Source organism: Pontiella sulfatireligans (assembly GCF_900890705.1).
Lineage (GTDB): Bacteria > Verrucomicrobiota > Kiritimatiellia > Kiritimatiellales > Pontiellaceae > Pontiella > Pontiella sulfatireligans.
In genome coordinates, this window is sequence record NZ_CAAHFH010000002.1 from 2,348,155 (window position 1) to 2,370,757 (window position 22,603).

Below are 22,603 nucleotides of genomic sequence, written 5' to 3' on the forward strand. Positions count from 1 at the left end.
CATGGAAGCCGTCCTCGCCATTGTGATTGGAGTCCTCTACGGAGGCGGCCTGTATCTGATGATGCGCCGCAACCTCATCCAGCTGATCATCGGCCTCGGCCTGCTCAGCCACGGCGCCAACCTGCTGATCTTCACCGCCGGGGGCCTGCGCAAGGGCGGCGCGCCGATTTTGGACGAAGCCACAAACACCTATGCTTCGGCCCCGGCCGACCCGCTGCCGCAGGCGCTTATTTTGACGGCCATCGTCATCAGTTTTGCGGTGACGGCCTTTGCGCTGGTGCTGTTCCTGCGCACCTACCAAACCTGCGGCACCGACGACGTGGACGAACTGAAGGGGACCGACACATGACCCTCCTTCCTGTATTGCCCATCATTATCCCGCTGGCCGGTGCGGTGCTTTGCATGCTCTTCCGCAAAAGCCTAATGTTGCAAAAAGCGCTGGCCGTGGCGACGTCTTTCATGATGCTGCTGACCGCCGTCTGCCTGATGGCGCACACCGCCAGAGGAACGATTGCCGTAATGAACGTTGGCAGCTGGCAGGCGCCGTTCGGCATTACGCTGGCGGTCGACATGCTTTCGAGCGTGATGCTGGTGCTGGCCGGTCTGCTGGCCGTTGCGGTTTCGGTCTACTCCTGCTTCGACCTCGACGGGCCGCGCATTAAGTTTGGCTTTTTCCCGCTGATGCTGATTTTGCTGATGGGCGTGAACGGCGCGTTTGTGACCGGCGACCTCTTCAACTTGTATGTCTGGTTCGAGGTGCTCCTGACCGCCTCCTTCATTCTACTCGCACTCGGAGGCGAACGCCCGCAGCTCGAAGGCTCCATCAAGTATGTTGCGCTCAATCTGCTTTCATCGGCCTTGTTCCTCGCCGGCATTGGCATTCTCTACGGCATGGCCGGCACGCTCAATATGGCCGAGCTCGCAAACGTGGTGAAGGACGGCGAGCGCGGCGGCCTCGTTACGATGGTGGCCGTCATGTTCATGATGGCGTTCGGCATCAAGGCCGGCATGTTCCCGCTCTACTTCTGGCTGCCCGCCAGCTATCCCACGCCGCCCGCCGCCGTGTCCGCGCTCTTTTCCGGTTTGCTCACCAAAGTCGGCGTCTACTCGCTCATCCGCGTTTTCACCCTGATTTTCACCAACGATCCCGAGTTCCTGCACGGGCTGATTCTCGCCGGCGCCGGGCTCACGATGCTCTCCGGCGTGCTGGCCGCCGCGGCGCAGTATGAAATGCGCAAGATTCTGGCCGTCCACATTGTCAGCCAGATCGGCTACATCGTGATGGGGCTGGGCTTGTTCACGCCGCTTGCGCTGGCCGGAACCGTCATTTACCTGGCGCACAACATTATCGTAAAGACCAACCTCTTCCTCGTGGCCGGCGCGGTTCACCGGCTGAAGGGCACCTACGACCTGCACAAACTCGGTGGGCTCTATAAAGAAAGACCGGGGCTCTCGATCCTGTTTATTATTTCCGCGATGTCGCTCGCCGGCGTGCCGCCGCTTTCCGGTTTCTTCGCCAAGCTTACGCTGATCATCGCCGGCCTGCGAGCCGAGTCGTGGCTGATTGTCGCCGTTGCGCTGGGCGTCAGCCTGCTCACGCTCTATTCGATGACGAAGATCTGGGCCTATGTGTTTTGGAAGCCGGCTCCCGCGCCGCTGCCCGACCTCGATCCAATGGCGCCGGGCAAATGGGCCGCCTTCCTGCTTCCAATGGTTGGCTTCACGGTCCTCACCATCGCCATCGGCGTTTTTGCCGGCCCGGTCTTCGACTATGCGCAGCAGGCGGCGGGGCAGCTGATGGATCCGCAAGGCTACATCGATGCCGTTCTCGGAGGTGCTAAATGATGCCGCTTTGCAACAGGCTAAATGACCGCAAAGACGCGAAGGCGCGATGGTTTTCTTCACCACGGAGACACGGAGGCACGGAGAACTGGATATTTAAAATTATTCCGAGTCTCTGTACCTCTGTGGTGAAAATTATTTCCGTCGCTTTACGTCTTCGCGTCTTTACGGTCAACTCATTTGCGAGGGCCGGGTAATGCAACTGTTTGTCGTTAATGTCCTCATATCGATGCTGTGGGCGCTGCTCACCGGAAAGGTGTCGGTCGGCAGCCTGACCCTTGGCTTTGTGCTGGGCTATTTTGCGCTGACGCTGCTGTATCCCGCCGAAGAGGAAAAGAAGAACTCCTACTTCCAAAAGACGATGCAGGTTGTGCGCTTTGCGCTTTTCTTTACCAAGGAGCTGGTGGTTTCCTCCTGGCGCGTCGCGATCGACGTTATCAAGCCGCTGCCGCTGATGCGCCCGGGCGTGATCGGCATTCCGATCGATGCCGAGACCGATCTGGAAATCACTATGCTGGCGAACATTATCTCGCTTACGCCCGGCACGCTGAGCCTGGATGTTTCCAAAGACCGGAAAACGCTCTATATCCACGCCATGTACGTGGCCAATCCCGACGATCTGCGCAAGGAAATCAAAGACGGCCTCGAACGCCGCCTGCTGGAGTTGCTACGGTGATTATCAAACACAAAGACACAAAGTACACGAAGTGCAGGGATTCTGATCAGAATATTCCATTCAGTTTCTTGGTGGCCTTAGTGTCTTCGTGTTTCACCCTCTATTTAAGAGGTAGCCATGGTTGAGTTTGTTTGCCCCATTGTCATGCTGATGCTGATCGTCTCCTTCGGGGCGGCGTTTGTGCGCGTCGTGATTGGGCCGACGCTGCCCGACCGCGTCGTTGCGCTCGACATGGCCGCTACCATTGTAGTCGCGCTCATCCTTACCCACTGCGTGCAGTCGGGTTCTTCGTATTATATTCCGGCGGCCATCAGCATTGCGCTGCTCTCGTTCATTGGCACCGTGGCGCTGGCGCTCTACATCAGCAAGGGAGGGCCGTCATGATCCGCGAAATCCTTGTTTCCGCTTTCCTGTTGATCGGCGGCCTGCTTTCGCTCGTGGCCGTGGCCGGCGTGCTGCGCCTACCCGACCTGTTCACCCGCATGCACGCCGCCACCAAAACGGGCACCGTCGGCGTCAGCGCCATCACGATCGGCATGATGATCCATTTCGGAAATATCACGGTTACGTCTCGCGGCGTGCTGGTGATTGCCTTTTTCCTGCTTACGGCGCCGGTCGCGGCGCACATGATTGGCCGGGCGGCCTACCGCTCCGGCGTCTCCCTCTGGATCCTCACCCGCATCGACGAGTGGAAAACCCACGGCGATCTCGGGGAAGAGGACGACTAGCCGTTGCGCCCGCAAGGTTTGGCTATAGCGTTTCACGAATGAGATGCCGTAGAAGGTAATGCCGGAACTTAGGGCGAAGCCCGTAGATCCGGCAATCAGGGCACGAAAGCCGGATCCACGCTGCTTCGCAGCTGAGTTCCGGCTCTACGGCAAATCATTCGTTATGTGCTCTGGCAAGGCCTTGTCTTTCCGGTGTTGTCGGCTAACCTTCTACGCGATTGAGTTCCGATGGTATTTCCGGAAGGAAGCGTTCGGGCCAAGCAAGCGTCTGCATGGACGGTTGTACAATTAATATGGGATTAATCTGAAGGGTATTGTTTCTCACACATGATTGAGAGCGAATAGCGAACAATTTCCTCGAAGCCACTAGAGAACAAGGCAACTGGGAAACCGTGTTCTTTGTGACTTGGTGCCTTGAGCGACTGCAGGAAACGGACGTGAGTATAATACTAATCAAGTTAATCTGATATAACAACAACGGGAGAAATACAGTGAAATAGATCTATTCAAAAAAAACTGTTCTTGTAGGCAGCCTTGCCGTAGTGGCCGGTTTCATCCTGATGGCCGGGTGCAGCACGCCGGTTCAAGAACGCAAGGTTTCCAAGTCGGGATTCCTGAAAAACTATTCGCAGCTCAAGTCCGGGAAAGACGGCGAGGTCCAGCTGCTGTACATCAACCCCAGAGCAAACTTCGCAAAATATCAAAAGGTCATGCTCGAACCGGTTCAAATGCGGGTTAAAGAAGATTCCAAACTGGCGAAGGTGCCAAAAGCCGAGAAGAAGGAATTGGTGAACTATTTGGCGACGACGCTTCGGGAGCAGTTGAAATCGGATTACATATTCGTCAGCAAGCCGGGGCCGGACGTCATGCGTTTGCGCGTGGCCATTACCGACGGCAAAAAAGGGAAAGTGGTTATGAACACCGTTTCCACGATCATTCCCATCAGTCTTGCGGTGGATCTGGTGAAATATGCGGCCACCGGCACGCATATGGCCGTTGGGGAAGCCTCCATTGAGGCCGAGGGCTTGAATTCCGCTTCCGGCGTTCGTCTGTTTGCTGCTGTGGATGCGCGTTCGGGCCGCAAGTCGCTCATGAGCGGCAACTTCACCAAGTGGGGCGATGTCGAAGACGCCTATAACTATTGCGCCAAACAGCTCCATATCCGTTTGGCTGAGTTGAGCACGAAATAGCGGCGAGGCGTATATTTGCGAAGGGCAGGATTGCATAACGGCGATTTTGCCCTTCTTTATGTTCATGCTTATTTCCCACAAACAGCTGGAAGTTGTTTTTCCCAAGGAAAGAAAACTGTTGACCTGTCTCGGATTATCACCAGAATGTCGCGCTTAATTTGCCATTTAGGGGCAGGCTGAAATGAATCTTAAAAAAGTGCTATCACCGGATACCGTATGGGTTGACCTTAAGGCCGATTCCAAGCAAGGGATCATCGAAGAGATGATCGACCGCCTGTTGGCGGCCGGAAAAATAAACGATCGCGAAGCCGTACTTACGGCGGTGCTCGAACGCGAAGCCAAGATGTCGACCGGCATGCAGAACGGCGTTGCGATTCCACATGGGAAAACCGATTCGGTGAAGTCGCTCGTGGCGGCGGTTGGGCTCAATAAATCCGGGGTCAACTTTGATTCCATGGACGGCGCCCCCTGCACGATTTTCATCATGACTCTTTCGCCGACCAAGCGCACCGGGCCGCACATTCAGTTTTTGGCCGAGGTCAGCCGCCTGATCAGCCAGCCGGCTGAGCGCGAAAAGCTCTTGGCCTGCACTACCCATGGCGAGATCTACGAAACTTTGACCCGGAAATAGACATCATGCAAGAAGCTGCCCACGTCGCCACCAACGCAGTCCATCACGTCGGCGGGGACGTTGTCCACGCCGTTGCCGCTGCCGCCCACAATGTCCATGAGGCCGTTGTTCACCAGGCCGAGGCGTCCAGCCACAGCATCACGCACATGATGATGCACCTGATTATTCAGTTGGCCGTCATCATTGTTGTTGCCAAAATTGGCGGCTATCTGTTCCAGCGCTTCCTCAAAATGCCGTCGGTGCTGGGCGAGCTCGCATCCGGCATGCTCATCGGGCCCTATGCCCTTGGCGGCATGATCGACATTCCAAACCTTGGAATCCTTTTTGCGGAAAGCCACGGTTTTGCGGCGACCCCCCAGCTGTACGGCATCGCCACGCTGGCCTCCATCATTTTGTTGTTCCTCGCCGGGCTTGAAACCGACCTGGCCGCCTTTATCCGCTATTCGGTCGTGGGCTCGTTCGTCGGACTCGGCGGATTGTTTGCCGCCTTTGTGCTGGGCGATCTCTGCGCCGTCTTCTGGCCGGGCAACGGCATCGATTCGTTCATGGATCCGGCCGCGCTGTTCCTCGGCGTGATTTCCGTGGCCACTTCGGTCGGCATCACCGCGCGCATTCTGGCGGAGAAGCAAAAGATGGCCTCGCCCGAGGGCGTCACCATTCTCGCCGGCGCGGTGTTCGACGACGTCTTCGGCATTGTTACGCTCGCCATCGTAATGGGCATGGCTAAGGTCAGCCTCGGTGGCGGGGAAGTGAACTGGGGCGAAATCGGCATCATCGCCGCCAAGGCCATCGGCTTCTTTGTCGTCGTCACGGCGCTGGGTCTGATCTTCTCCCGCAAGATCACCGCAATGATCAAAAAGTTCAAGTCCACCGAAATCATTGTGTCCATCTGTTTTGGCCTCGCCCTGTTGCTGGCCGGCTTGGCCGAAATGGCCGGACTGGCCATGATCATCGGCGCCTACATCATGGGCCTTGCGCTTTCCCGCACCGACCTTGCACATGAAATCGAGCACCATATGGAGGGGGTCTACAATCTGCTGGTTCCGATCTTCTTTTGCGTGATGGGCATGATGGTCGACTTTGCCGCGATGAAGCCTGTGCTGATATTTGGCTCGGTCTATTCGCTGCTCGCCATTGTTTCCAAAGTGGTGGGCTGCGGGCTGCCGGCCTATGCCATGAAGTTTAACCTGCGCGGCTCGCTGCGCATCGGCCTCGGCATGCTGCCGCGCGGCGAAGTGGCGCTGATCGTGGCCGGCATCGGCCTGGCCAGCGGCATCATCGATCAGGGCATCTTCGGCGTCTCCATCATGATGACGGTCGTCACCACGATGCTTGCGCCTCCGCTGCTGGTTAAATCGTTCGAAGGTGGCTCCGGCCTCCGGAAGGAAATGGACGGCGGCGGCGAAGACGTCGAAGTTATCGAGCTTGCGTTTCCGTCGCGCGACATCACCGAATTCCTGCTCAACCGCTTTGTGCGCGCGTTGCAGGCCGAGGAGTTTTTCGTACACCATCTGCACACCGAACAGCCAACCTACCGCGTGCTGAAAGACGATATTGCTTTCACACTCGTGCAGGATGGCGGCAAGCTCATCATCAACGTGCCGCAGGCCAACCAGCATGTCGCCCGCATGATCCTGCTCGAAGAGCTGCTCTCGCTCACCGACCTGCTCGAATCCACCAAGCAGATGAAGGACCTCGACGAAATGGGCTCCGACCTGATGAGCGGTCTCTTCGCGTAGGATGTGGCTCGATCCGTATTTTCGTGCGCTCAGCCGATATCTGAAACGGTTCCCGGTACAGAATTTTCGATTGTGGAAACCAAACTTGGAATCAGAGGTTGCAGCGATTCGTAGCGACTGCTTTTCACGTGCATGACCACGATGCCAAGTGAGAGCAGTGAAACGTTCTGCTGAAAGGCCAGGTTGGAGTCGAGCGTGACGAAGACATCGAATTCCGCAGATGCCAGCTCCAGCAGCTCGCTATCTTTCTTTCCCGCCCAGCCCCTTTGGGGAACCGTGGAGACGTGATAGTGGTGGAGATCACGTATCAACCGCCGGGGCAGGCACTCATCGATGAGCACTTTTTTCATTACACGGCCAGTGCCATGATGTTTTCGCGGGTGGACTCAAGCACCGCAAGAACCTGCTCCCGTGCAACCGACGGAAAATCGTAGAGGAACAAGTCAATTGAATCTCCGGCTTCGAGGCAGTCGATCAAGTTTTGCACCGGAACCCGCGTTCCTTTGAAAACCGGGGTGCCGCTTAACACCTCAGGCAGGGATGTAATGGCATTGCTTAACGAATTCATAAAAACCTCTCAATATGCGTTGTTCATAGCGTAGCGACAGGAGGGTATCAAGACCATTCCCCTGCGACCTCGACGAAATGGGCTCCGACCTGATGAGCGGCCTGTTTGCCTAAAGCTTTATTCGTACGTTGCGGGAACTTTTTTGCCGCCCGTTAAGATTATGCTTTTGACTCTTTTGCCCTGTTTTTCACTGATCCTGAAAACCGAAGACATTTTCCGCACGGCGTCTTCCAGATCCTCCATTGCGGGAGCTTTAAAGGTTGCGGTTGCGCCTTCGGCCAGTTGATCGCTGCCTTCGAAGCGCAGGATCAAGCCGCCCTTTTCGGAGAGTTCGGCGCCGGCGATTTCAAGATCGAGATCGTTTTCCCCTAGCAGCAGACGCACCTCGCGCAGCAGCGCCTCTTTCCGGTCAGTCGGTTCCGGGGTGACGGCGCCGCCCTCGGCCACAAACATTTTGGTTTCGGGATTGAAGCGAAGGGCGGCCTTGTTAGCCTTGTACCAGTTCAGCAGCTCTTCGTCCGCGCCACGGATGCCGGTATGCTTCTTAAAGGCGTTGCGCAATTCCTTGCGCTGGTATCCTTGAAGCTCGTCATCGTTCAGCATAATGGCGGCGGCGCCGAGCGCATCGGCGTGCCCGTAGGCCGTGGCGATTGGGATCATGTCTATGCGCTCCCAGTTCTGTTCGTATTTGGCTTGGCGCCACGCCTTGGCCACCGGTTCTTCGAGCTCGATGCCGGGGAGCTCCTTGATGATTCCGTAGGTTGAATCGCGGTTGCGCCCATTGACCAGGAATCCGGTCAGCAAGGGATAGGTTGCGGGATCCTTGAAGCTGGCAACGGCCTTGATCCATTCGCCGGGCAGGTATTCCTCGGCCTTGAGTCCTTCCAGCAGGGTTTCACGCGCTTCGCTTTCCCAGCCAAACTCAACTACGACTTCCGCCAAATCCTTCTGTTCCGCCAGGTATTTGAGGATCAAATCCTTGTGTTCCGCCCGGGCCAGTTTCTTGACCGCGTACAGTTCATAGTGCGAGTTCCATTCTCCGCCGTTCTCCAACAGGAGGCCGAGGTTTTCGGCGCCGACCTCCATCAGCATGGCGGTTTGCGGGTCGCGCGGGGAATAGCTCGACTGGGTGGCGGAAATGTTGTGGATCTTCTGGATGTAGACCTTCATCTCCTCGCGCGTTGCGTTGTCCGGCAGCTGGACTTCGGCCAGCTTGTCTGCGTTGTCCTTGGCGCTGGTGTCGGGAATCGATGAAATGTAGGAGCTGGAGCTGCCCAGTTTGAACCGGCTGTCTTCAACCTGCTTTTCGATTTCGCCGAGCCATTCGGTTTCAACCGCGAGCAGCTGCGCGTTTTCCAGCCAGGCGTCGTCGATGTCGCCCGGCTTGTCGATCGAGCTGAAGCGCAGGAACTTGTTGAACGATGAAAAATTCGATGAGCTGGATATTGTGATGCTCGGGCCGTTATCGTCTTCGGGAAGATAGGCCTCGCCGGTGGCTGGATTGGCCAGCAGGAAGGTGAACCGGTCGCCGCCGCGCGGCCGGCGGTCGCGCTTGAAGAGCGGGTTGAGGTCCTGGCGCCGGATAATGACCGTGCAGCCCTTGGTTTCTTTCAACAGCGATGCAATGGCGATGCGCATCGGCCCGTCCTTGAATTCCTCGCCCTGTGCCAGCGAGAGCGCGACGGCCTTTTTATAGCGGAAAATGTTGGCGGTCACGTCGGCCGTATAGTGCCCGGTCTTGCCTTTCATGGCCAGATAGTCGGACTCTTTGACCTTCAGCAGCCGGTCGGAATAGTAGGTGGTGCTGCCGTCGTCGAGCAGCTGCATCGGTTCAATCACGCTCCGAAGCGCCTCCTTGTCTACGATCCGTGAAAAGTGCCGGGTTCCCGCGGTTTCCTCCCCGGCCTTCCGGCCCTCGGCCTCCAGCTCGGCATCGACGCGACTCACGACCGCAAAGCCGTTTTCGGGCAGCTGCTCAAACTTAAAGTCGCCGCTCATCTCCTTGTATTTCACCTTTCGGCGCCGCATGGAAAAATGGTCGCTGATGTGCGAGTTCTTTTTGCCGAGCAATACTTCAACTTGTTCAGCTTCGGCTTTGCTGAGCGTGCCGGGCGGCTTTTTGAACCAGGCGGCGTTGCAAAACGAGCCCAGCCAGAATGTAGCAAGAAATTCGAGGGCGAGCAGATAGTAGCACCACCGTGTCCGGCGGTACCGGTATTGGATCCAGACAATGCCGGAAAGCATTGCGATGCCGGCCAGGCTGGATAGCAGCGTGCGCGTATCCGTAATGGCCATGCCGGGCGCCGTGTTTTCCAGCAGCTGGAACTGTTGCGACAGGCTGGTCACGATGCCGACTATGATTGCGACCACCAGATAGACCACGCCGGTCAGGGCAAAGAAGCCAAAATTGCGGGTCATGGCCGAGATCGCCATGAGCAGCAGCAGTGCGCCAGTATAGCCCATGGTCTTTTCCAGCAGCGAGGGCAGGATATAGGTGAACGGAACCTGGTGCGCCGCCAGCAGCGTCGCGTGGATGAGCAGCGGCACCGCCAAAAAGAAGATGCCGGTAAAGAGCAGCTTGCTTTTGAGCACGTCGCTTTTCTTGAGCGGACGCGTCAGCCAGAAGGCCGTGGTTCCTGTGAGCGGTTCGCTATGCATCAGCAGCGGCACCATCAGCGCCATCATGATAAACTGGCACACGGCGGAGAGCGCCATGGCCACCCTGAGCACGGTCTGCATGGCAAAGTCGTCGGCCGGCGCGCGCACGCTGCTCGCGATCCCGGCAATAATGGCAACCGGAATCCAGAAACAGAGGAACACGCGCAGGCGAAGGAGGTCTTTCTTGAAGATATGCATGACCAGGCTCATTGGGCGCCTCCTTTAAAGTGGCGGGCTAAGGCGAGATAGGTTTCGCGCAACGACAGCGATTGCGGGTCGTAGGTTTCAACCGAAGGGAACATGGAACGGAAGCGTTCTTCCGCCTGCCCGTCGAACCGGCTTTCCACATAGCGGAACGCATGCCCCGCGCGTTCGGGCACGAGCCATTCCTTCGGCAGCTGTTTCGGAACTTCGGCGCCGTCGGGCAGCACCACCTCGATCTGCCGGAAGCGCTCTTGCAGCGTCACCCTTTTTTCTGAAAGCTGAAGTGCGCCCTTGTCGATAAAGCCCACCCAGTCGGCCAGCCGTTCCACCTCGTCGATATCGTGCGAGGAGACAAAGACGGTCCAGCCCTCGCTTTCGGTCAGCTCCAGGATGCCACGGATGAATTCATCGCGCACCAGCGGGTCGAGTCCGCTGAACGGTTCGTCGAGCACCAGCAGCTTGGGGCGGTAGGCCAGCGAGGAGAGCAACATCGCCTTCACCTTCATGCCGCGCGACATGCTCCGCAGCTTGGTATCGTTGGGCAGGTCGAATTGGCGCAGCAGCCGGCTGCAGAAATCGTCGTCCCACGTGGGATACATCGGTTTGCAGTAGTTGACCAGCTGCGGGACGGTCATCCAGCCGGGAATCTTTTGGTTTTCGGAGACATAGCCGATTTGCTGGAACTGCTCCACGCCGATCTGGCTCGATGGAACGCCAAGCACTTCGGCGCTGCCGGAGGTTGGGAAAAGAATGTTCATCAGCAGCTTGATGGTCGTCGTCTTGCCGGCCCCGTTCGGCCCGAGGTAGGCATAGATGCTGCCCTCCGGCACTTCCAGCGCAAGCCGGTCGACCGCGGCCTTTCCTCGGAACGATTTTGTCAGTTCATTCGTTTGTATTACATTCCCCATAGTGTCTCCCGCTCCAATTATTCTGCCCCAAAATCATGCTGCCTAACTTGCATCCGCACCGTCTTTTTTGATCTTTGCGTTCTTTTGCGGCTAATCAAACCTTCCGCCCATTCGCAACGCGGCTGGAAGCGCGCGTCTACGACAAATTTTTCCAGTGCTGGCGCACGGCGTCCTGCAAATCGCCTTCTGTCAGCTTCAGCTTCTTGGCTTCGACCACCAGCCGTTCCAGCTCGCGCTCGAGCAGTTCCTTCTTCTGCGACTTCAGCGCGCGGGCGCTTTCGGTGATGATCGAGCCTAGGCCGGGCTTCACTTCGATCAGCCCCTCTTCGCGGAGCCGGGCGGAAACCTTCTGCGCCGTGTTTGGATTGATGCGCAGCTCTTGGCTGAGCACGCGCACCGAAGGGAACGCGTCCCCCGGTTTGAGCTGCCCGCAGACGATCGCCTTCTTGGCGGCAAAGAGCACCTGCTCGTAGACCGGCCGGCCTTGCGTGAATTGTACCTTGAATGGAAGCATGGTGTACTATGTATGATAGAACACCATGCGGTGTCAATAGGTTTCTTGCAGCCTACTGCACGCGACGGAGCACAATGGGCTCCTTGTAGTTGAACGCCGCGTTGTTGGTAGAGATCAGCCCGAGGATTTCAAGAGAGGGGGCGTCGAGCTTGACGGTGGTTGAATGCTTGTCTTTCTCGACGGTTCCCTTGAGTTTCCCGGCGGCGACCTGCTCCTTGAAATAATCGGTATTCGCCATCCATGCAACCAGTTGGCCGTCGTTGGGTTTCACCTCCATGAAGGTGTAGCCGCCGGGCGCTGCGCAGGGCTCGTCCTCGCCGCGCATGGAAACATAAAGCACCTTGCCCTGCTTGGCAAAATAGAGGGGGAAGGTTTTCATTTCGAAGGCTTCTTTTTCTTCGTCCCACTCCATGCACGCCAGCTGGGCGACGCCGTTGCTCGCAAATGCAATATGGAATACGCTTTCATCGATCTGCCACGTTCCTTCGAGCTGCGCGCGCACCTCGTCCGAAAGCGGCGAAACGGGGAACGGTTCCTTCATTTCCACGCTGGAGCAGCCAGCAAGCAAAGCGATGCATAGAACGGATAGCCATGTTTTCATTATAAATCTCCCAAGGTTGCGCAAACCATAAACCGAGAACCTGCAACCGTCAAACGCGGCATTTCTAAGGATGAGCAAATGGAAGGGTGCATAGCGCGGCGCACCCGCCAAGCCCGGCGCTAAAGAGCAGCATGATGGGGATCATGACGATGTAGAACAGGATTGCGGCTGGAATGGCTGCGAGCATCGTCTTTAGAATGATCAGAATCATCCGGCCGAAGGGGATGTCGATGTCGGTTATCGTGGTGCGGTTTTCATTCATGGGAACTTCCTTGTTTAGGTGAAGAATTTTGCGATGGCGAACAGCCGCGCGCCTGTGCTGGTGGCCAGCAGCAGGATGGCATTGAAGTTTTTGCGCTTTTCGCCTGCGTCGGTCATGATCATGGCGATCAAGAAGATGAAAAGCAGGACGATGATGAGCGTGTAGAGCGAGGTGATGCCGGTTCCGTCCCAGGGCCGGTTCCAGATATGCGCGGCCACGCCGACGATGCCAATGGAAGAGCCAATGGCGGCGCCGCGCAGGTTTCTGGCTGTTGTTTTCAGCATCTTCGCGAACTCCTTTCCCGGTGACTGCAAGCACGCTATCGCACTAGGTGCGCGACCGCCCATTACAATTGCTCCCAATAGTTGCAGCGCCGTGCGGGCGTCAGGTTTGGACGCGGCAGCTGTCGATGATTGCGACGGCTTTTGCGCGCAGGGCATCGCTGCGCTGCACGTCTTCGAGCAGGTCGTAGAACTGGTTCCAGCCTTGGTGCTCGCGCCGGTACTGGTCGCGCAGCCCGTTTTGGACAAAGGCCATGGCGCGGGTCAGGCGCGGGTGGCTGGCTTGCACGAATTCCGTGCCCGCTTCCTGTTCGCCAGCCAAGAAGAATCCGGCGGCTTTCATGCAGAAGCGCAGCATCACAACCGTTACAGGCATGGGCGTGATGAAGCAGCCGGTGAAGGGGTCGGCGATCGCTTTGACGGAAGCAATGTCGCCGTTGTTCAGCACGCGCGCATATTCGGAAAAGTAGAGGGTGCGGATATAGTCGCCAATCATGTTTCCGAACGAGGCGGCCTTGATGGCATCGCCGGCAAACGCCTCTTTGTCGTGCCGCATAACGAGCCCGTCCTCGTGGACATAGCCCAGCTTTTCGCCCTCGGCCATCAGGACGGAAAGGATGTACGACTGGTCTTCGGCGCGGCCGATGAACGACGGCGTGAACGGGCGGTGCTTCTTCAGGCTGTCAACGCGGATGCCGTTCGTGCCGCCCGTCACATGGATGCGCTGGATGCACTCGGTTTTCCCGTCGATGCCGCTTTCGCCATAGCGCGTCATCAGCTCGCCCTCGGTCGAGAGCGCCATCAGCATTTTGCTGAAGAAGATTTTTTCTTCGAGGCTGGCGGCGCCTTCAGGGAAGGGGACGTCCGGAGTAAACAGCCCCTTGTGGATATCCCGTTCGTTCACCAGCGCCCCTGCAATCATGCCCAGCTCCACGGGCTTCCCGTCCGCATCGGTGCCGCGCGCGCCCCACAACGGGGATTTAAAATGCTCGAAGGCCGATGCGCCCGACTGCTCCACCAGCTCGCGCTGCGGGAACACCTGGTCGAGGTCGATCTTGAACGTGGCTTTCACGTTTGGATCCTTCGTCGCATTCCATAGCGCAGAAATCGCCTTGAGAAAGCTGTAGTGCCGGCCATACTCCCCATCGACGCCGAAGACGTCCAGCGCCTCGGCATCGCCGCCGGCGGGAACCAGCACCTCGTCGATCAGCCGGTTGGTTTCGGCTTCGGTGAAAACATACACATCGATGTTCTTGAAGCCGCCCGCATTGCGGATCTCGGATTCGATATAGTCCTTGGCCAGCCCGTGCAGCCCCTTGTGGGTGACGGAGGCCGACAGCACGCAGGCGACTTTTCCTTCGCCCATATTGCCGCGTGCGCGCTCGAACTCGACGGTCTCGTCGAGGCCGCGCAGCCCGTAGAGGATTTCGTTGGCCTGCGGTTCCACGCCGATCTGGATCGGGTGGTCGAACCAATACAGCTGTTTCTCGCCAACGGCCTGCCGGATATGGGCTTTCAGCTCGTCGCTGTATTCAAGCTCGTCCAGTCGGGTGTTTTCCGAAGGGATCGTCAGCAGCACGTTCGAGGTAAACAGCAACTCGCGGCCCGGATCTGAAAGCGGCGCGGGATTGAGCTGTGCAATCCTGACCTTCCGCTTTTCCCGCAGCGCCTGCACCCGTTCCGCGCGGGTCTCCGGCAACCCGGCCCCCTCTGGAAAAAAGACGCTCCGCAACGCATTCTCATCCGCAGGGTTTTCGGCCAGCGCTTCCAGCCGCTCCAAAAACTCCGGAGCGAGGCAAGCCTGCCCGATTTCCTGTTCGATCCGCCCCAGGCTGTCTAAGAAAAACTGCGCCGAACCATCCGATTCCGCCGCGTTTTCCAAATAGGCCGCCGCGTCTGCATTGCCTCCGAGCGCCAGCAGGAACGCCGACACGATGGATTGGGTATCCGTCCCGGCGGCATCGAACAACTCCTGCGCATTGAAGAAGGATTCAGGGTGGGCAAACAGCTTTTGTGCGGCGGATTCAAAGGCATTGTTCATGGCAGTTCTCTTTTCCAATGGGTTGTAATTCGTTGCGGGTTTGATAGCTTGTGCGAATGAATACATCAACCCCTTTCGACCTGCTGCTCTCGCTCCCCCCCAACATGTGCGGCCATTTGGCCGAATGCGAACCCGCCGCGGCCACGCAGGCCTTCTCGACGTTCGACCCCCCCGGCCAGCAGCTCGGCTCCGGCGGAGGCACCGCGTATGTGCTGGAGCAGGCATGGCGTGCCTCTAGTGAACCCTCCTTTTCCCGATGGTTGGAAAGCTCCGGCAAGCTGATCATCCACGGCGGTGGCGAAAGCCGGCGCCTGCCTCCGTATGCCGCGCCGGGCAAGCTGTTTATTCCCATGCCGGTCTTTCGCTGGGCGTTGGGCCAGCGGCTCGACCAAACGCTGCTGGACTTGGCGGAGCCGACGTTGCAGAAGATGGCGATGGCTTCCTCGGACCAAGCGCGCGTGATGGTGGCCAGCGGCGATGTGCTGGTGCGGCTTGAAGGGGAGCTCCCGCCCATCCCCGATGCGGATGTTGTGTTTTTTGGCCTGTGGGTTAAGCCCGAAGAAGCGCAAAACTTCGGCGTCATGTTTTGCGATCCCGATGCGCCGGATAAACTCGTTTCCTTCCTGCAAAAACCGACGCCCGACACGATCCGCGCCAAATCGCGGGATCACGCATTCCTGATTGACGTTGGCATTTGGCTGCTCAGCGAACGGGCGGTGGACTGCCTGCTGAAGAAAAGCGGGTGGGACGCCGAGGCGCAATCGTTTTCAGGAGATGTGCCGGACACCTACGACCTGTACGGCAGCTGGGCGCTCAGCTTGGGTTCGAATCCGGTCGATTCCGATGCCGACGTCGGGGCGCTGACGACAGCGGTGGTGCCTTTGCCCGACGCGGGATTCTACCACTTCGGCACCTGCTCCGACATGGTGCAGTCGCTCTACGAGCTGCAGAATATTGTGTCGGACCAAACGAAGCTCGGAGCCGTGGCTACGCTGGCGCAACCCCGTCAGTTTATTCAAAACTCGGTGTTCGAGGCGCCTTTGCGCCGCGCCGAAAACGACTCGCTTTGGGTGGAGAACAGCCATGTGCCCGCCTCATGGAAAATCGCTTCAAAAAACATTCTCACCGGGGTGCCGGAAAACGACTGGGCGCTGGAGCTCGAAGAGGGTGTTTGCCTTGATTTTGTGCCGCTCGGCGACAAAACCGCGTTGCGCGTCTATGGCTATTCCGATGCATTCCGCGGCCCCCTTGGAGATGGAGCCACTCGTTGGGTCAGCCAGTCCTTTTCCGAATGGTTGAGGAAACGCGGCCTTACGCTTGATGAAGCCGGCATCGATTCGCAGACCGATTTGCAGGTGGCGGCCCTTTTCCCGATTTTAGACTCGTTTGAGTCTGGGTTTGTGCAGTGGATGTTTGCTAGCGATCCGGAACCCTCCAGTAAATGGAAGCAGCTATGGCTCGCGTCTGAGCGCATATCGGCCCGCCAGCTGGGGCAGCAGGCGAATCTCAAGAAAATCTACGAGCGTCGCAATAGGCTGAGGGAAAAGGCTTTGCCTGTGATGGCAAAGCATGCCGAGTACAGTGTCTTCTACAAGCTCGACCTCGAGGCCACTGCTGATCTTTATGCCGAGAGCTCGTTCGACCTGCCGGAGCTGCTGGATGTTTCAACGCTGCGGAATCCGATGATTGCGCTGCACGACCATATGTTCCGCGCGGCCGTGCGCCGCCGGCGCGGCGATGCGCAGTGGAAAGCGCGCGAAAAAGCCGCCTTTCAAGTATTGCGCGAGCTGATCGTCGACCGCTACAAACAGCATCCGGTTGAGCCGGTCTGCAAACTGCTCGCCGACCAGATTGTTTGGGGGCGCTGTCCGGTGCGGCTCGACTTTGCCGGTGGCTGGGCAGATACGCCTCCCTATAGTTTGGAGCACGGCGGTTCGGTTTTGAATATTGCGGTGGAGCTCAACGGCCAGCCACCCATTCAGGTTTTTGGGCGTAAAACCTCGGAACCTGTTTTGACCATCCGCTCCATCGATCTGGGTCTGGCCGAAACGCTTTGCACCTACGCCGACGTCCGCGCCTACGACCAGCTTGGCAGCGGCTTCACGCTCGCCCGCGCGGCTTTTGCGCTCGCCGGCTTCCACCCCGACTTTAATGGTGGAATGTTTCCGACGTTGGAAGAACAGCTCAAGGCGATGGGCGGCGGCGTGGAAATTTCGATGCTCGCCGCCATTCCGAAAGGCTCGGGGCTGGGAACCAGCAGTATTCTGGCCTCCACGATCCTTGGGGTGCTGTCCGATCTCGCCGGGCTGAAGTGGGACAAGGTGGAAATTACGCAGCGCACGCTCGCGTTGGAGCAGATGCTCACCAGCGGCGGAGGGTGGCAGGACCAAGTCGGCGGCGTATTCCCCGGCATCAAGCTGGTCCAGACTGTACCCGGCCTGGAGCAGGTGCCGGTGGTCCGCTGGCTGCCCGGCCGTTTCTTCCATGGAGAAAAGAAGGCGCGGATGCTGCTCTACTACACCGGCATCACCCGCGTGGCGCACGATATTCTCGGCGAAATCGTCCGGGGCATTTTTCTCAACTCCAATTCGCGGCTGGAGACGGTGAACGGCATTGCGCAAGCTTCGGTCTTCTGCCACGATGCGATTCAGCGCGACGACTTCGAGGCGTTTACCGAAGCGGTGAGGCGCAGTTGGAAGCTCAACAAGCAGCTCGATCCCGGAACCAATCCGCCGGCCGTGCAGCAGATTTTCGACGATGCCGCCGATGATCTAGCCGCAGGAAAGCTGCTCGGCGCTGGAGGAGGGGGCTATCTCTTCATGATTGCCAATGATGCCGACGCCGCCTTGCGGATCAAGCAGCGGCTGGAAGACCACCCGCCCAACGACGGCGCGCGCTTTGTAGATTTCGCCATCTCCGAAACCGGCCTGCAAGTCACGCGGAGCTGATATGTAGACGCGTGCCCCGGGGTGATGGGTAAATTTGTTTAAGCGATCTTGAGGATAAGCTTTTTGCCCACGGCCTCGGCGAACTTTTCGATGGTTGAGAGCTTGATGTCTTCGGCGTGGTTTTCGATTCGCGAGATAGCGGTTTTTTTTGTGTTCAAGCGCACGGCAAGCTCTTCTTGGGTTACGCCCGCATCAAGCCGGGCCTGCTTGAGCATGACGCCAATTTTGAACTGCTCGTAGCCGGAGTCGAAGTCTTTTGCGAATTCGGCATCCCGCGCCTTGCGGTCTTTGATGTATTTTTGCAGGTCGCTCATTTTCTTTTTCTCCTGAAATAATTACGTTTACGTTCCTCGGCAAGCCGTATGGCTTGCCGGGGTGTCTTTTGCGTTTTCTTTTGAAATGCATGGGGCAGAACCACCAGTTTTGGTCCGTCGAAAAACCAAGAAAGCGGAATATATTTCCACCTGCCTTGACTCTAATTTCCCAAAGATCTTCCGTACTAGCCATCTTCTGGAAATACTGCTTCGGCACAGAATCCAGATCTTCTACCAAACCAACAACCCAAGCCGCTTTTTGTGCCTGTTTCGGAGCGAGAGAGTCTAAGAACTCAGCCACCGGACTGCGTCCAGCATCGGTTTGGCAGAATATGACTTCCCTAATCACAGCCAGAAGTTAACTTGCGAGTTAACAATGGTCAAGGTTGGATTATTTCCAATGGGTGTAAATATTTCCAATATCAGCCGGTTTTGTTTAGGGTGGGTGGCTTGTTTTAATTGCAGGCTAACCAAGGGATTTGAATGAAGGTATACAACGATTGCATTCCGTGTTTTGCGCGGCAAGGGGCGGAAGCGGCGCTGGCCTATGCGCCGGATGATTCGCTTTTGCAACAGGAAGTGATGCGGACGGTGCTGCGGATTGCGGCGGAGGCGGACTATCAAAAAAGCCCGCCGGAGATTGCGGTCGAATATTTCCGGGCGATTATAAAGCTGACCGGCGAGGCCGATCCGTATGCCGAGGCCAAGCGCGCCTCGAACGAAGCCGTGATGAAGCTTTTGCCGCAGCTGCGCAAAGAAGTTGCGGAATCCGACCGGCCTCTGGAAACCGCAGTGCGCATGGCGATTGCCGGCAACATTATTGATTTCGGCACGCCGCATGGCCAGAAGGACAACGGCCTGTTGGACGTGATCGAGCATGCGGTGCAATCGGACATGTGCCTCGATGCCTTTGCGGTGTTTGAGAGGCGCATCGAAGACGCCGGGCTGATTCTGTATTTGGGTGACAACTGTGGCGAGGCGGTGCTCGACCGCCTGCTGATTGAGCAGCTGCCGGCCGAAAAGGTGGTTTACGTTGTGAGGGGCAAGCCGATTCTTAACGATATTACGCCGGTTGAGGTTCCGCAGGTTGGAATCGATCAGATTTGCCGCGTGGTCGACAATGGCCACGATGCGCCGGGCGTCGTTATCGGAGAATGCTCGACGGAGTTCCGCGAACTGTTCGACGGGGCGGATATGATCATATCCAAGGGGCAGGGCAACTTTGAAACGCTGCAGGACTGCGGCCGCGAGATCTTTTTTCTGATGAAGGTCAAGTGCGACGTAGTCGCTGAAGAAACCGGCCTTCCGCTTGGCAGCATCTTTTTCCAGCACTCGGAAGCCTGCGGCTAGTCCTTCTTCATGGAGTTAATGAGCGCCCCGGAACCTGCTCCGCAGGAGATGACTGAGCGCATGGCGTCTTCCACGGCCACATCCACCGGATGAACATATTTTTCATTCAGGTGATAGATGAAGCCTGACGTCGGGTTGGGGCCCGTTGGAACGAACACCGTCACAGTGCCGTTGGCGTGCTGGTCGGTAATGAAGGCGGTCACTTTGGTGTCGTTTTCAAAAATCTGCACCAGCGCGACCGAGGAGAAGGGCGACTGTTTTTTGCCGAGGAACTGGTTTACGGTTTCTTTCACCATCTTGTAGCCCGGCGCCTTGCTCAGCAAGCTGCTTTCAAACCCGTTGTAGATCCATCGTCCAATGCGGGTCCTCACGAAAAGCCCGACCATGAAACAGCCCAATACGATGACGCACAGGACAATGGCAGTGGCGATCAGCTCGTCGTAGCGGTCCGGCAGGGTAAGGTTGTCGACCACCAGGTTGGTCAGCGGTTGGATGCCGCCGCCCACCACGCCGAAAAGCCACTTGAACGCAAAGATGAGTATGATCGTCGGCAGGATGACGATCACGCCGCCGAGGATGGTCGTTTTGAAAAAATTCTTGGTTCGATTCAGCATGAAGTCTCCGTGTTGGGTTGCATCGTATAAAAACCATCGACGGCGGAAAGATAAAACATTAGACAAATGGGATGAAAATCCAGCTTAACGAACGGGAAATTGAGATTGAGGCGGGAGCGACGCTGTTTCAGTTGCGCGATGCAGAAAAGCCGGAGGCCGATGTGTTGGTCTACAACGGCGCGGCCGTTTCCGAGAATATGGCCTTGGCGGAAGGCGACTGCATCAATCTGATCCAGCGCGGTGAAATTCTTCCCGTCGAAGAGCTGGAAGCGGTTATGGCTTCGCGCCATACGCCCGGCGTGCACGAAAAAATCAAGGGTGCAACCGTCGGCATCGCCGGTTTGGGCGGTCTTGGTTCTTCCATCGCTGTGGCGCTCGCACGCATCGGGGTCGGCAAGCTGGTGCTGGCCGACTTCGACGTCGTCGAGCCCAGCAACCTCAACCGCCAGCAATACTTCATCGACCAGCTCGGCCAGACCAAAGCTGAAGCGCTCGAAACCAACCTCAAGCGGATCAATCCCTATGTGGAATACGAAACACACTGCGTGCGCGTGACGCCCGAAAACATTTCAACGCTCTTTGGCAAAGTCGATGTGATGGTCGAGGCATTCGACCGCGCCGACCAAAAGGCGATGCTGCTGCAGGCCTTCAAGGGCGCGCCGATCGTGGCCGCCTCCGGCATGGCCGGCTACGGCCCGGGCGAAACCATTGGCGTGCGCAAGATGGGGGAGCGCATTTACATTGTCGGCGACCTTGAAGCCGGTGCGGCGCCCGGTTGCGGGCTGATGGCGCCGCGCGTCGGCATCGCCGCCCATATGCAGGCGAATGTGGTGCTGCGCATTCTGCTGGGCGCAGAGAATTAAAACGCCTTGACGAGAAACAGTGTTCCGAGGCAGACGAGTGCAATGCCGCAGACGATAAAGACGCCGCGATAAACCGCGGGCGGGCAAAGCCGGCGTCCGGCTGATACGCTGAACGAGACCAGGCTGTACCATGCGAGATCAGCCAAAATATGCCCTAGATAGAAGCTGAGCAGCCCGATAATCCCAAACTGAAGCGATTGGGTCACGAAGCCCATCCCAACGGTCACCCACCAGATAATCCAGTACGGATTCGTTAGGCTGAGGACGATGCCGGCCCATACCGGGCCATAGGGCGAATCCGCGCCTTTTGCATGTAGCGCATCCTCGGTGGTCTGCTTGTTTGTAATGATGATTTTTCCACCCATCCAAAGCAGCACGGCCCCGCCGGCCGATAGGAAAACCATGGACACAACCGGGTGCTGGAAGAAGGGGCCGAGGCCTGCGGCGATCAAGGTCAGCAGCAGGATTTCGAGGATTGCGTGCCCCAGCACAATCAGCGGGCCGGCTTTGAAGCCACGCTTAAGCGTTTCGCTGATGGTGACCGTCAGCACCGGCCCCGGAGCCATTGCGCCGGATAGACCAACCACAAACGCCCCCGCAAAAATTGTAAGAAGTGAAAACATGGGCTATAGGTTACGTGAAGAACTTGGAGATGCCCATTGAAAAGAAACCTGTATGAACAAATACCCGACGATTTGCCTGCAGAGCTGATGACGGTTTTGGCGGAAGGCGAGGGCGTGAAGATTGAGCGGATCGTCTCCGACGGCCACGCATCGCCGGAAGGTTTTTGGTACGATCAGGAGCAGTACGAGTGGGTGCTGCTGGTTTCCGGCTCCGCTGTACTGGCTTTCGAAGACAAAGCGGTTGCACTCAAACCCGGCGACCACCTGCTCATTCCGGCGCATCAGCGCCATCGCGTTGAAGCAACCTCGCAAACGGAAAAAACCATTTGGCTGGCGGTATTTTATGAAAACGACGCGATTTAAAGTAGGCGATTATGCAGTGCTGGCGGTGCCGGTGCTGTCCGACAACTTTGTTTATCTGGTTTGCCGTGCCGGGCAAGCGGTGCTGATTGATGCCGGCGAGGCGAAACCGGTTTTCCGTGCGCTGGAAAAAGAAAGCCTCCAGCTGCTGGATATTTTGATCACCCACACGCACCACGACCATATCGGCGGGTGCCGCGCCATTCAGGACCGGCTCGGAGTGCAGTCGACCAGTCCGGGGGTTGAAGCGCGCGAGGTTTCAATGCTCGGAACCGTCTGCCGGTCCTTTGCGACGCCGGGGCATATGGCCATGCACAAGTGCTACTATTTTCCTGAACTCGGAATCGTGTTTACGGGCGACACGCTCATCAACGGCGCCTGCGGCCGCCTGCTGGGCGGCACGGCGGAGCAGCTGTTCAACAGCCTGCAGCTCATCAAGCAGCTTCCGGATGAAACGATGGTCTTTGGGGGGCACGACTATCTCGCCGACAACATGGCATTTGCCCTTTCGGTCGAGCCGGGCAATGCAGACATGCAGGCGCGCCTCGCGCTCTACCGCACCGATCCGGCCTCGGCGATCTTCGCAACGCTGGTGGAGGAAAAGAAAACCAATCCTTTCCTCCGCGTCGCATCCGTTGAAGAGTTCGCCGCGCTCCGGAAACTGAAGGATCGATTTTAAGCACCAAGA

25 protein-coding genes and 1 pseudogene are annotated in these 22,603 nt (G+C 57.7%); 13 read left to right on the forward strand and 13 right to left on the reverse strand.

Annotation, left to right across the window (positions count from 1 at the left end; all coding sequences use genetic code 11):
• The first annotated feature begins 1 nt into the window (after position 1).
• From SCARR_RS22535 to SCARR_RS22570, 8 genes are all read left to right on the forward strand, one after another.
• Positions 2–349 carry a Na+/H+ antiporter subunit C gene (locus SCARR_RS22535; protein ID WP_136063905.1) on the forward strand — a complete coding sequence of 116 codons (348 nt, stop codon included), beginning with the start codon at positions 2–4 and terminating at the stop codon, positions 347–349.
• The gene (locus tag SCARR_RS22540; protein WP_136063907.1) at positions 346–1,845 is read left to right on the forward strand and encodes a proton-conducting transporter transmembrane domain-containing protein; all 1,500 of its coding nucleotides are present in this window, start codon (positions 346–348) and stop codon (positions 1,843–1,845) included. Before SCARR_RS22535 ends, SCARR_RS22540 begins: the two co-directional genes overlap by 4 nt.
• A 193-nt stretch (positions 1,846–2,038) precedes the next feature.
• The gene (locus SCARR_RS22545) at positions 2,039–2,518 is read left to right on the forward strand and encodes a Na+/H+ antiporter subunit E (protein WP_136063909.1); all 480 of its coding nucleotides are present in this window, start codon (positions 2,039–2,041) and stop codon (positions 2,516–2,518) included.
• Positions 2,519–2,635: 117 nt separating this feature from the next.
• Positions 2,636–2,902, forward strand: a complete 267-nt coding sequence (locus SCARR_RS22550) for a monovalent cation/H+ antiporter complex subunit F (protein WP_136063911.1) — start codon at positions 2,636–2,638, stop codon at positions 2,900–2,902.
• Positions 2,899–3,246, forward strand: coding sequence for a monovalent cation/H(+) antiporter subunit G (gene mnhG, locus SCARR_RS22555; protein WP_136063913.1), 348 nt, complete (start codon positions 2,899–2,901; stop codon positions 3,244–3,246). The genes SCARR_RS22550 and mnhG overlap by 4 nt, the downstream gene beginning before the upstream one ends.
• A gap of 542 nt (positions 3,247–3,788) precedes the next feature.
• Positions 3,789–4,436, forward strand: coding sequence for a DUF3313 domain-containing protein (locus SCARR_RS22560; RefSeq protein ID WP_136063914.1), 648 nt, complete (start codon positions 3,789–3,791; stop codon positions 4,434–4,436).
• 181 nt (positions 4,437–4,617) lie between these two features.
• Positions 4,618–5,067, forward strand: a complete 450-nt coding sequence (locus tag SCARR_RS22565) for a PTS sugar transporter subunit IIA (protein ID WP_136063916.1) — start codon at positions 4,618–4,620, stop codon at positions 5,065–5,067.
• Positions 5,068–5,072: 5 nt separating this feature from the next.
• The gene (locus SCARR_RS22570) at positions 5,073–6,806 is read left to right on the forward strand and encodes a cation:proton antiporter (protein ID WP_136063918.1); all 1,734 of its coding nucleotides are present in this window, start codon (positions 5,073–5,075) and stop codon (positions 6,804–6,806) included.
• Between the two features lie 29 nt (positions 6,807–6,835).
• Here SCARR_RS22570 and SCARR_RS22575 read toward each other — a convergent pair whose 3' ends face one another.
• The 9 genes from SCARR_RS22575 to SCARR_RS22615 form a co-directional block, all read right to left on the reverse strand.
• Entirely contained in the window at positions 6,836–7,156 is a 321-nt protein-coding gene (locus SCARR_RS22575; RefSeq protein ID WP_136063920.1) for a DUF5615 family PIN-like protein, read from the reverse strand.
• On the reverse strand, positions 7,156–7,374 hold the full coding sequence (locus tag SCARR_RS22580) for a DUF433 domain-containing protein (protein ID WP_136063922.1): 219 nt from the start codon (positions 7,372–7,374) through the stop codon (positions 7,156–7,158). Before SCARR_RS22580 ends, SCARR_RS22575 begins: the two co-directional genes overlap by 1 nt.
• A gap of 117 nt (positions 7,375–7,491) precedes the next feature.
• On the reverse strand, positions 7,492–10,242 hold the full coding sequence (locus SCARR_RS22585) for a hypothetical protein (RefSeq protein WP_136063923.1): 2,751 nt from the start codon (positions 10,240–10,242) through the stop codon (positions 7,492–7,494).
• A complete protein-coding gene (locus tag SCARR_RS22590) occupies positions 10,239–11,144 on the reverse strand; it encodes an ABC transporter ATP-binding protein (RefSeq protein ID WP_136063925.1) in 906 nt (301 codons plus the stop codon). Before SCARR_RS22590 ends, SCARR_RS22585 begins: the two co-directional genes overlap by 4 nt.
• 136 nt (positions 11,145–11,280) lie before the next feature.
• Positions 11,281–11,658 carry a GntR family transcriptional regulator gene (locus tag SCARR_RS22595; RefSeq protein WP_136063927.1) on the reverse strand — a complete coding sequence of 126 codons (378 nt, stop codon included), beginning with the start codon at positions 11,656–11,658 and terminating at the stop codon, positions 11,281–11,283.
• Between the two features lie 52 nt (positions 11,659–11,710).
• A complete protein-coding gene (locus SCARR_RS22600) occupies positions 11,711–12,259 on the reverse strand; it encodes a hypothetical protein (protein ID WP_136063929.1) in 549 nt (182 codons plus the stop codon).
• Positions 12,260–12,323: 64 nt separating this feature from the next.
• Positions 12,324–12,521 carry a hypothetical protein gene (locus SCARR_RS22605; protein ID WP_136063931.1) on the reverse strand — a complete coding sequence of 66 codons (198 nt, stop codon included), beginning with the start codon at positions 12,519–12,521 and terminating at the stop codon, positions 12,324–12,326.
• A 14-nt stretch (positions 12,522–12,535) separates the two neighbouring features.
• Complete coding sequence (locus SCARR_RS22610) at positions 12,536–12,805, reverse strand: hypothetical protein (RefSeq protein WP_136063933.1); 270 nt, start codon at positions 12,803–12,805, stop codon at positions 12,536–12,538.
• A 100-nt stretch (positions 12,806–12,905) separates the two neighbouring features.
• Positions 12,906–14,843: a hypothetical protein gene (locus SCARR_RS22615; RefSeq protein WP_136063935.1), complete on the reverse strand. Its 1,938-nt coding sequence runs from the start codon at positions 14,841–14,843 to the stop codon at positions 12,906–12,908.
• Between the two features lie 56 nt (positions 14,844–14,899).
• Between SCARR_RS22615 and SCARR_RS22620 the strand changes: the two genes are divergently transcribed.
• Positions 14,900–17,791, forward strand: coding sequence for a bifunctional fucokinase/fucose-1-phosphate guanylyltransferase (locus SCARR_RS22620; RefSeq protein ID WP_136063937.1), 2,892 nt, complete (start codon positions 14,900–14,902; stop codon positions 17,789–17,791).
• A 38-nt stretch (positions 17,792–17,829) separates the two neighbouring features.
• Here SCARR_RS22620 and SCARR_RS22625 read toward each other — a convergent pair whose 3' ends face one another.
• The gene (locus SCARR_RS22625; protein ID WP_136063939.1) at positions 17,830–18,105 is read right to left on the reverse strand and encodes a helix-turn-helix domain-containing protein; all 276 of its coding nucleotides are present in this window, start codon (positions 18,103–18,105) and stop codon (positions 17,830–17,832) included.
• Positions 18,102–18,454 (reverse strand): annotated as a pseudogene (locus SCARR_RS29395) (type II toxin-antitoxin system RelE/ParE family toxin). The gene SCARR_RS22625 and the pseudogene SCARR_RS29395 overlap by 4 nt, the downstream one beginning before the upstream one ends.
• A gap of 134 nt (positions 18,455–18,588) precedes the next feature.
• On the opposite strand from SCARR_RS29395, the gene SCARR_RS22635 reads away from it, so the two are divergent.
• Positions 18,589–19,455: a damage-control phosphatase ARMT1 family protein gene (locus SCARR_RS22635; RefSeq protein ID WP_136063941.1), complete on the forward strand. Its 867-nt coding sequence runs from the start codon at positions 18,589–18,591 to the stop codon at positions 19,453–19,455.
• On the opposite strand, the gene SCARR_RS22640 is transcribed toward SCARR_RS22635, so the two are convergent.
• Positions 19,452–20,069: a DUF502 domain-containing protein gene (locus SCARR_RS22640; RefSeq protein ID WP_136063943.1), complete on the reverse strand. Its 618-nt coding sequence runs from the start codon at positions 20,067–20,069 to the stop codon at positions 19,452–19,454. The two genes, SCARR_RS22635 and SCARR_RS22640, sit on opposite strands and share 4 nt — an antisense overlap.
• Before the next feature lie 71 nt (positions 20,070–20,140).
• Here SCARR_RS22640 and thiF point away from each other — a divergent pair, with 71 nt between their 5' ends.
• Entirely contained in the window at positions 20,141–20,932 is a 792-nt protein-coding gene (gene thiF / locus SCARR_RS22645; protein ID WP_136063945.1) for a sulfur carrier protein ThiS adenylyltransferase ThiF, read from the forward strand.
• On the opposite strand, the gene SCARR_RS22650 is transcribed toward thiF, so the two are convergent.
• Positions 20,929–21,519 (reverse strand): LysE family transporter, encoded by a 591-nt coding sequence (locus tag SCARR_RS22650; RefSeq protein ID WP_222846413.1) that lies wholly within the window; start codon positions 21,517–21,519, stop codon positions 20,929–20,931. The genes thiF and SCARR_RS22650 overlap by 4 nt on opposite strands.
• Positions 21,520–21,591: 72 nt before the next feature.
• On the opposite strand from SCARR_RS22650, the gene SCARR_RS22655 reads away from it, so the two are divergent.
• On the forward strand, positions 21,592–21,918 hold the full coding sequence (locus SCARR_RS22655) for a cupin domain-containing protein (RefSeq protein ID WP_222846414.1): 327 nt from the start codon (positions 21,592–21,594) through the stop codon (positions 21,916–21,918).
• Positions 21,899–22,594 carry an MBL fold metallo-hydrolase gene (locus SCARR_RS22660; protein WP_136063949.1) on the forward strand — a complete coding sequence of 232 codons (696 nt, stop codon included), beginning with the start codon at positions 21,899–21,901 and terminating at the stop codon, positions 22,592–22,594. Before SCARR_RS22655 ends, SCARR_RS22660 begins: the two co-directional genes overlap by 20 nt.
• The last annotated feature ends 9 nt before the right edge of the window (positions 22,595–22,603 follow it).

What these genes read in the sequence shown, in the direction of transcription:
- SCARR_RS22660 (WP_136063949.1), top strand. Translation starts at nt 21,899, where the DNA reads ATGAAAACGACGCGATTTAAAGTAGGCGATTATGCAGTGCTGGCGGTG.
- SCARR_RS22590 (WP_136063925.1), bottom strand. Translation starts at nt 11,144, where the DNA reads ATGGGGAATGTAATACAAACGAATGAACTGACAAAATCGTTCCGAGGA.
- SCARR_RS22585 (WP_136063923.1), bottom strand. Translation starts at nt 10,242, where the DNA reads ATGAGCCTGGTCATGCATATCTTCAAGAAAGACCTCCTTCGCCTGCGC.
- SCARR_RS22595 (WP_136063927.1), bottom strand. Translation starts at nt 11,658, where the DNA reads ATGCTTCCATTCAAGGTACAATTCACGCAAGGCCGGCCGGTCTACGAG.
- SCARR_RS22575 (WP_136063920.1), bottom strand. Translation starts at nt 7,156, where the DNA reads ATGAAAAAAGTGCTCATCGATGAGTGCCTGCCCCGGCGGTTGATACGT.
- thiF (WP_136063945.1), top strand. Translation starts at nt 20,141, where the DNA reads ATGAAAATCCAGCTTAACGAACGGGAAATTGAGATTGAGGCGGGAGCG.
- SCARR_RS22580 (WP_136063922.1), bottom strand. Translation starts at nt 7,374, where the DNA reads ATGAATTCGTTAAGCAATGCCATTACATCCCTGCCTGAGGTGTTAAGC.
- SCARR_RS22535 (WP_136063905.1), top strand. Translation starts at nt 2, where the DNA reads ATGGAAGCCGTCCTCGCCATTGTGATTGGAGTCCTCTACGGAGGCGGC.
- mnhG (WP_136063913.1), top strand. Translation starts at nt 2,899, where the DNA reads ATGATCCGCGAAATCCTTGTTTCCGCTTTCCTGTTGATCGGCGGCCTG.
- SCARR_RS22625 (WP_136063939.1), bottom strand. Translation starts at nt 18,105, where the DNA reads ATGAGCGACCTGCAAAAATACATCAAAGACCGCAAGGCGCGGGATGCC.
- SCARR_RS22635 (WP_136063941.1), top strand. Translation starts at nt 18,589, where the DNA reads ATGAAGGTATACAACGATTGCATTCCGTGTTTTGCGCGGCAAGGGGCG.
- SCARR_RS22550 (WP_136063911.1), top strand. Translation starts at nt 2,636, where the DNA reads ATGGTTGAGTTTGTTTGCCCCATTGTCATGCTGATGCTGATCGTCTCC.
- SCARR_RS22605 (WP_136063931.1), bottom strand. Translation starts at nt 12,521, where the DNA reads ATGAATGAAAACCGCACCACGATAACCGACATCGACATCCCCTTCGGC.
- SCARR_RS22640 (WP_136063943.1), bottom strand. Translation starts at nt 20,069, where the DNA reads ATGCTGAATCGAACCAAGAATTTTTTCAAAACGACCATCCTCGGCGGC.
- SCARR_RS22565 (WP_136063916.1), top strand. Translation starts at nt 4,618, where the DNA reads ATGAATCTTAAAAAAGTGCTATCACCGGATACCGTATGGGTTGACCTT.
- SCARR_RS22620 (WP_136063937.1), top strand. Translation starts at nt 14,900, where the DNA reads ATGAATACATCAACCCCTTTCGACCTGCTGCTCTCGCTCCCCCCCAAC.
- SCARR_RS22570 (WP_136063918.1), top strand. Translation starts at nt 5,073, where the DNA reads ATGCAAGAAGCTGCCCACGTCGCCACCAACGCAGTCCATCACGTCGGC.
- SCARR_RS22610 (WP_136063933.1), bottom strand. Translation starts at nt 12,805, where the DNA reads ATGCTGAAAACAACAGCCAGAAACCTGCGCGGCGCCGCCATTGGCTCT.
- SCARR_RS22545 (WP_136063909.1), top strand. Translation starts at nt 2,039, where the DNA reads ATGCAACTGTTTGTCGTTAATGTCCTCATATCGATGCTGTGGGCGCTG.
- SCARR_RS22615 (WP_136063935.1), bottom strand. Translation starts at nt 14,843, where the DNA reads ATGAACAATGCCTTTGAATCCGCCGCACAAAAGCTGTTTGCCCACCCT.
- SCARR_RS22600 (WP_136063929.1), bottom strand. Translation starts at nt 12,259, where the DNA reads ATGAAAACATGGCTATCCGTTCTATGCATCGCTTTGCTTGCTGGCTGC.
- SCARR_RS22540 (WP_136063907.1), top strand. Translation starts at nt 346, where the DNA reads ATGACCCTCCTTCCTGTATTGCCCATCATTATCCCGCTGGCCGGTGCG.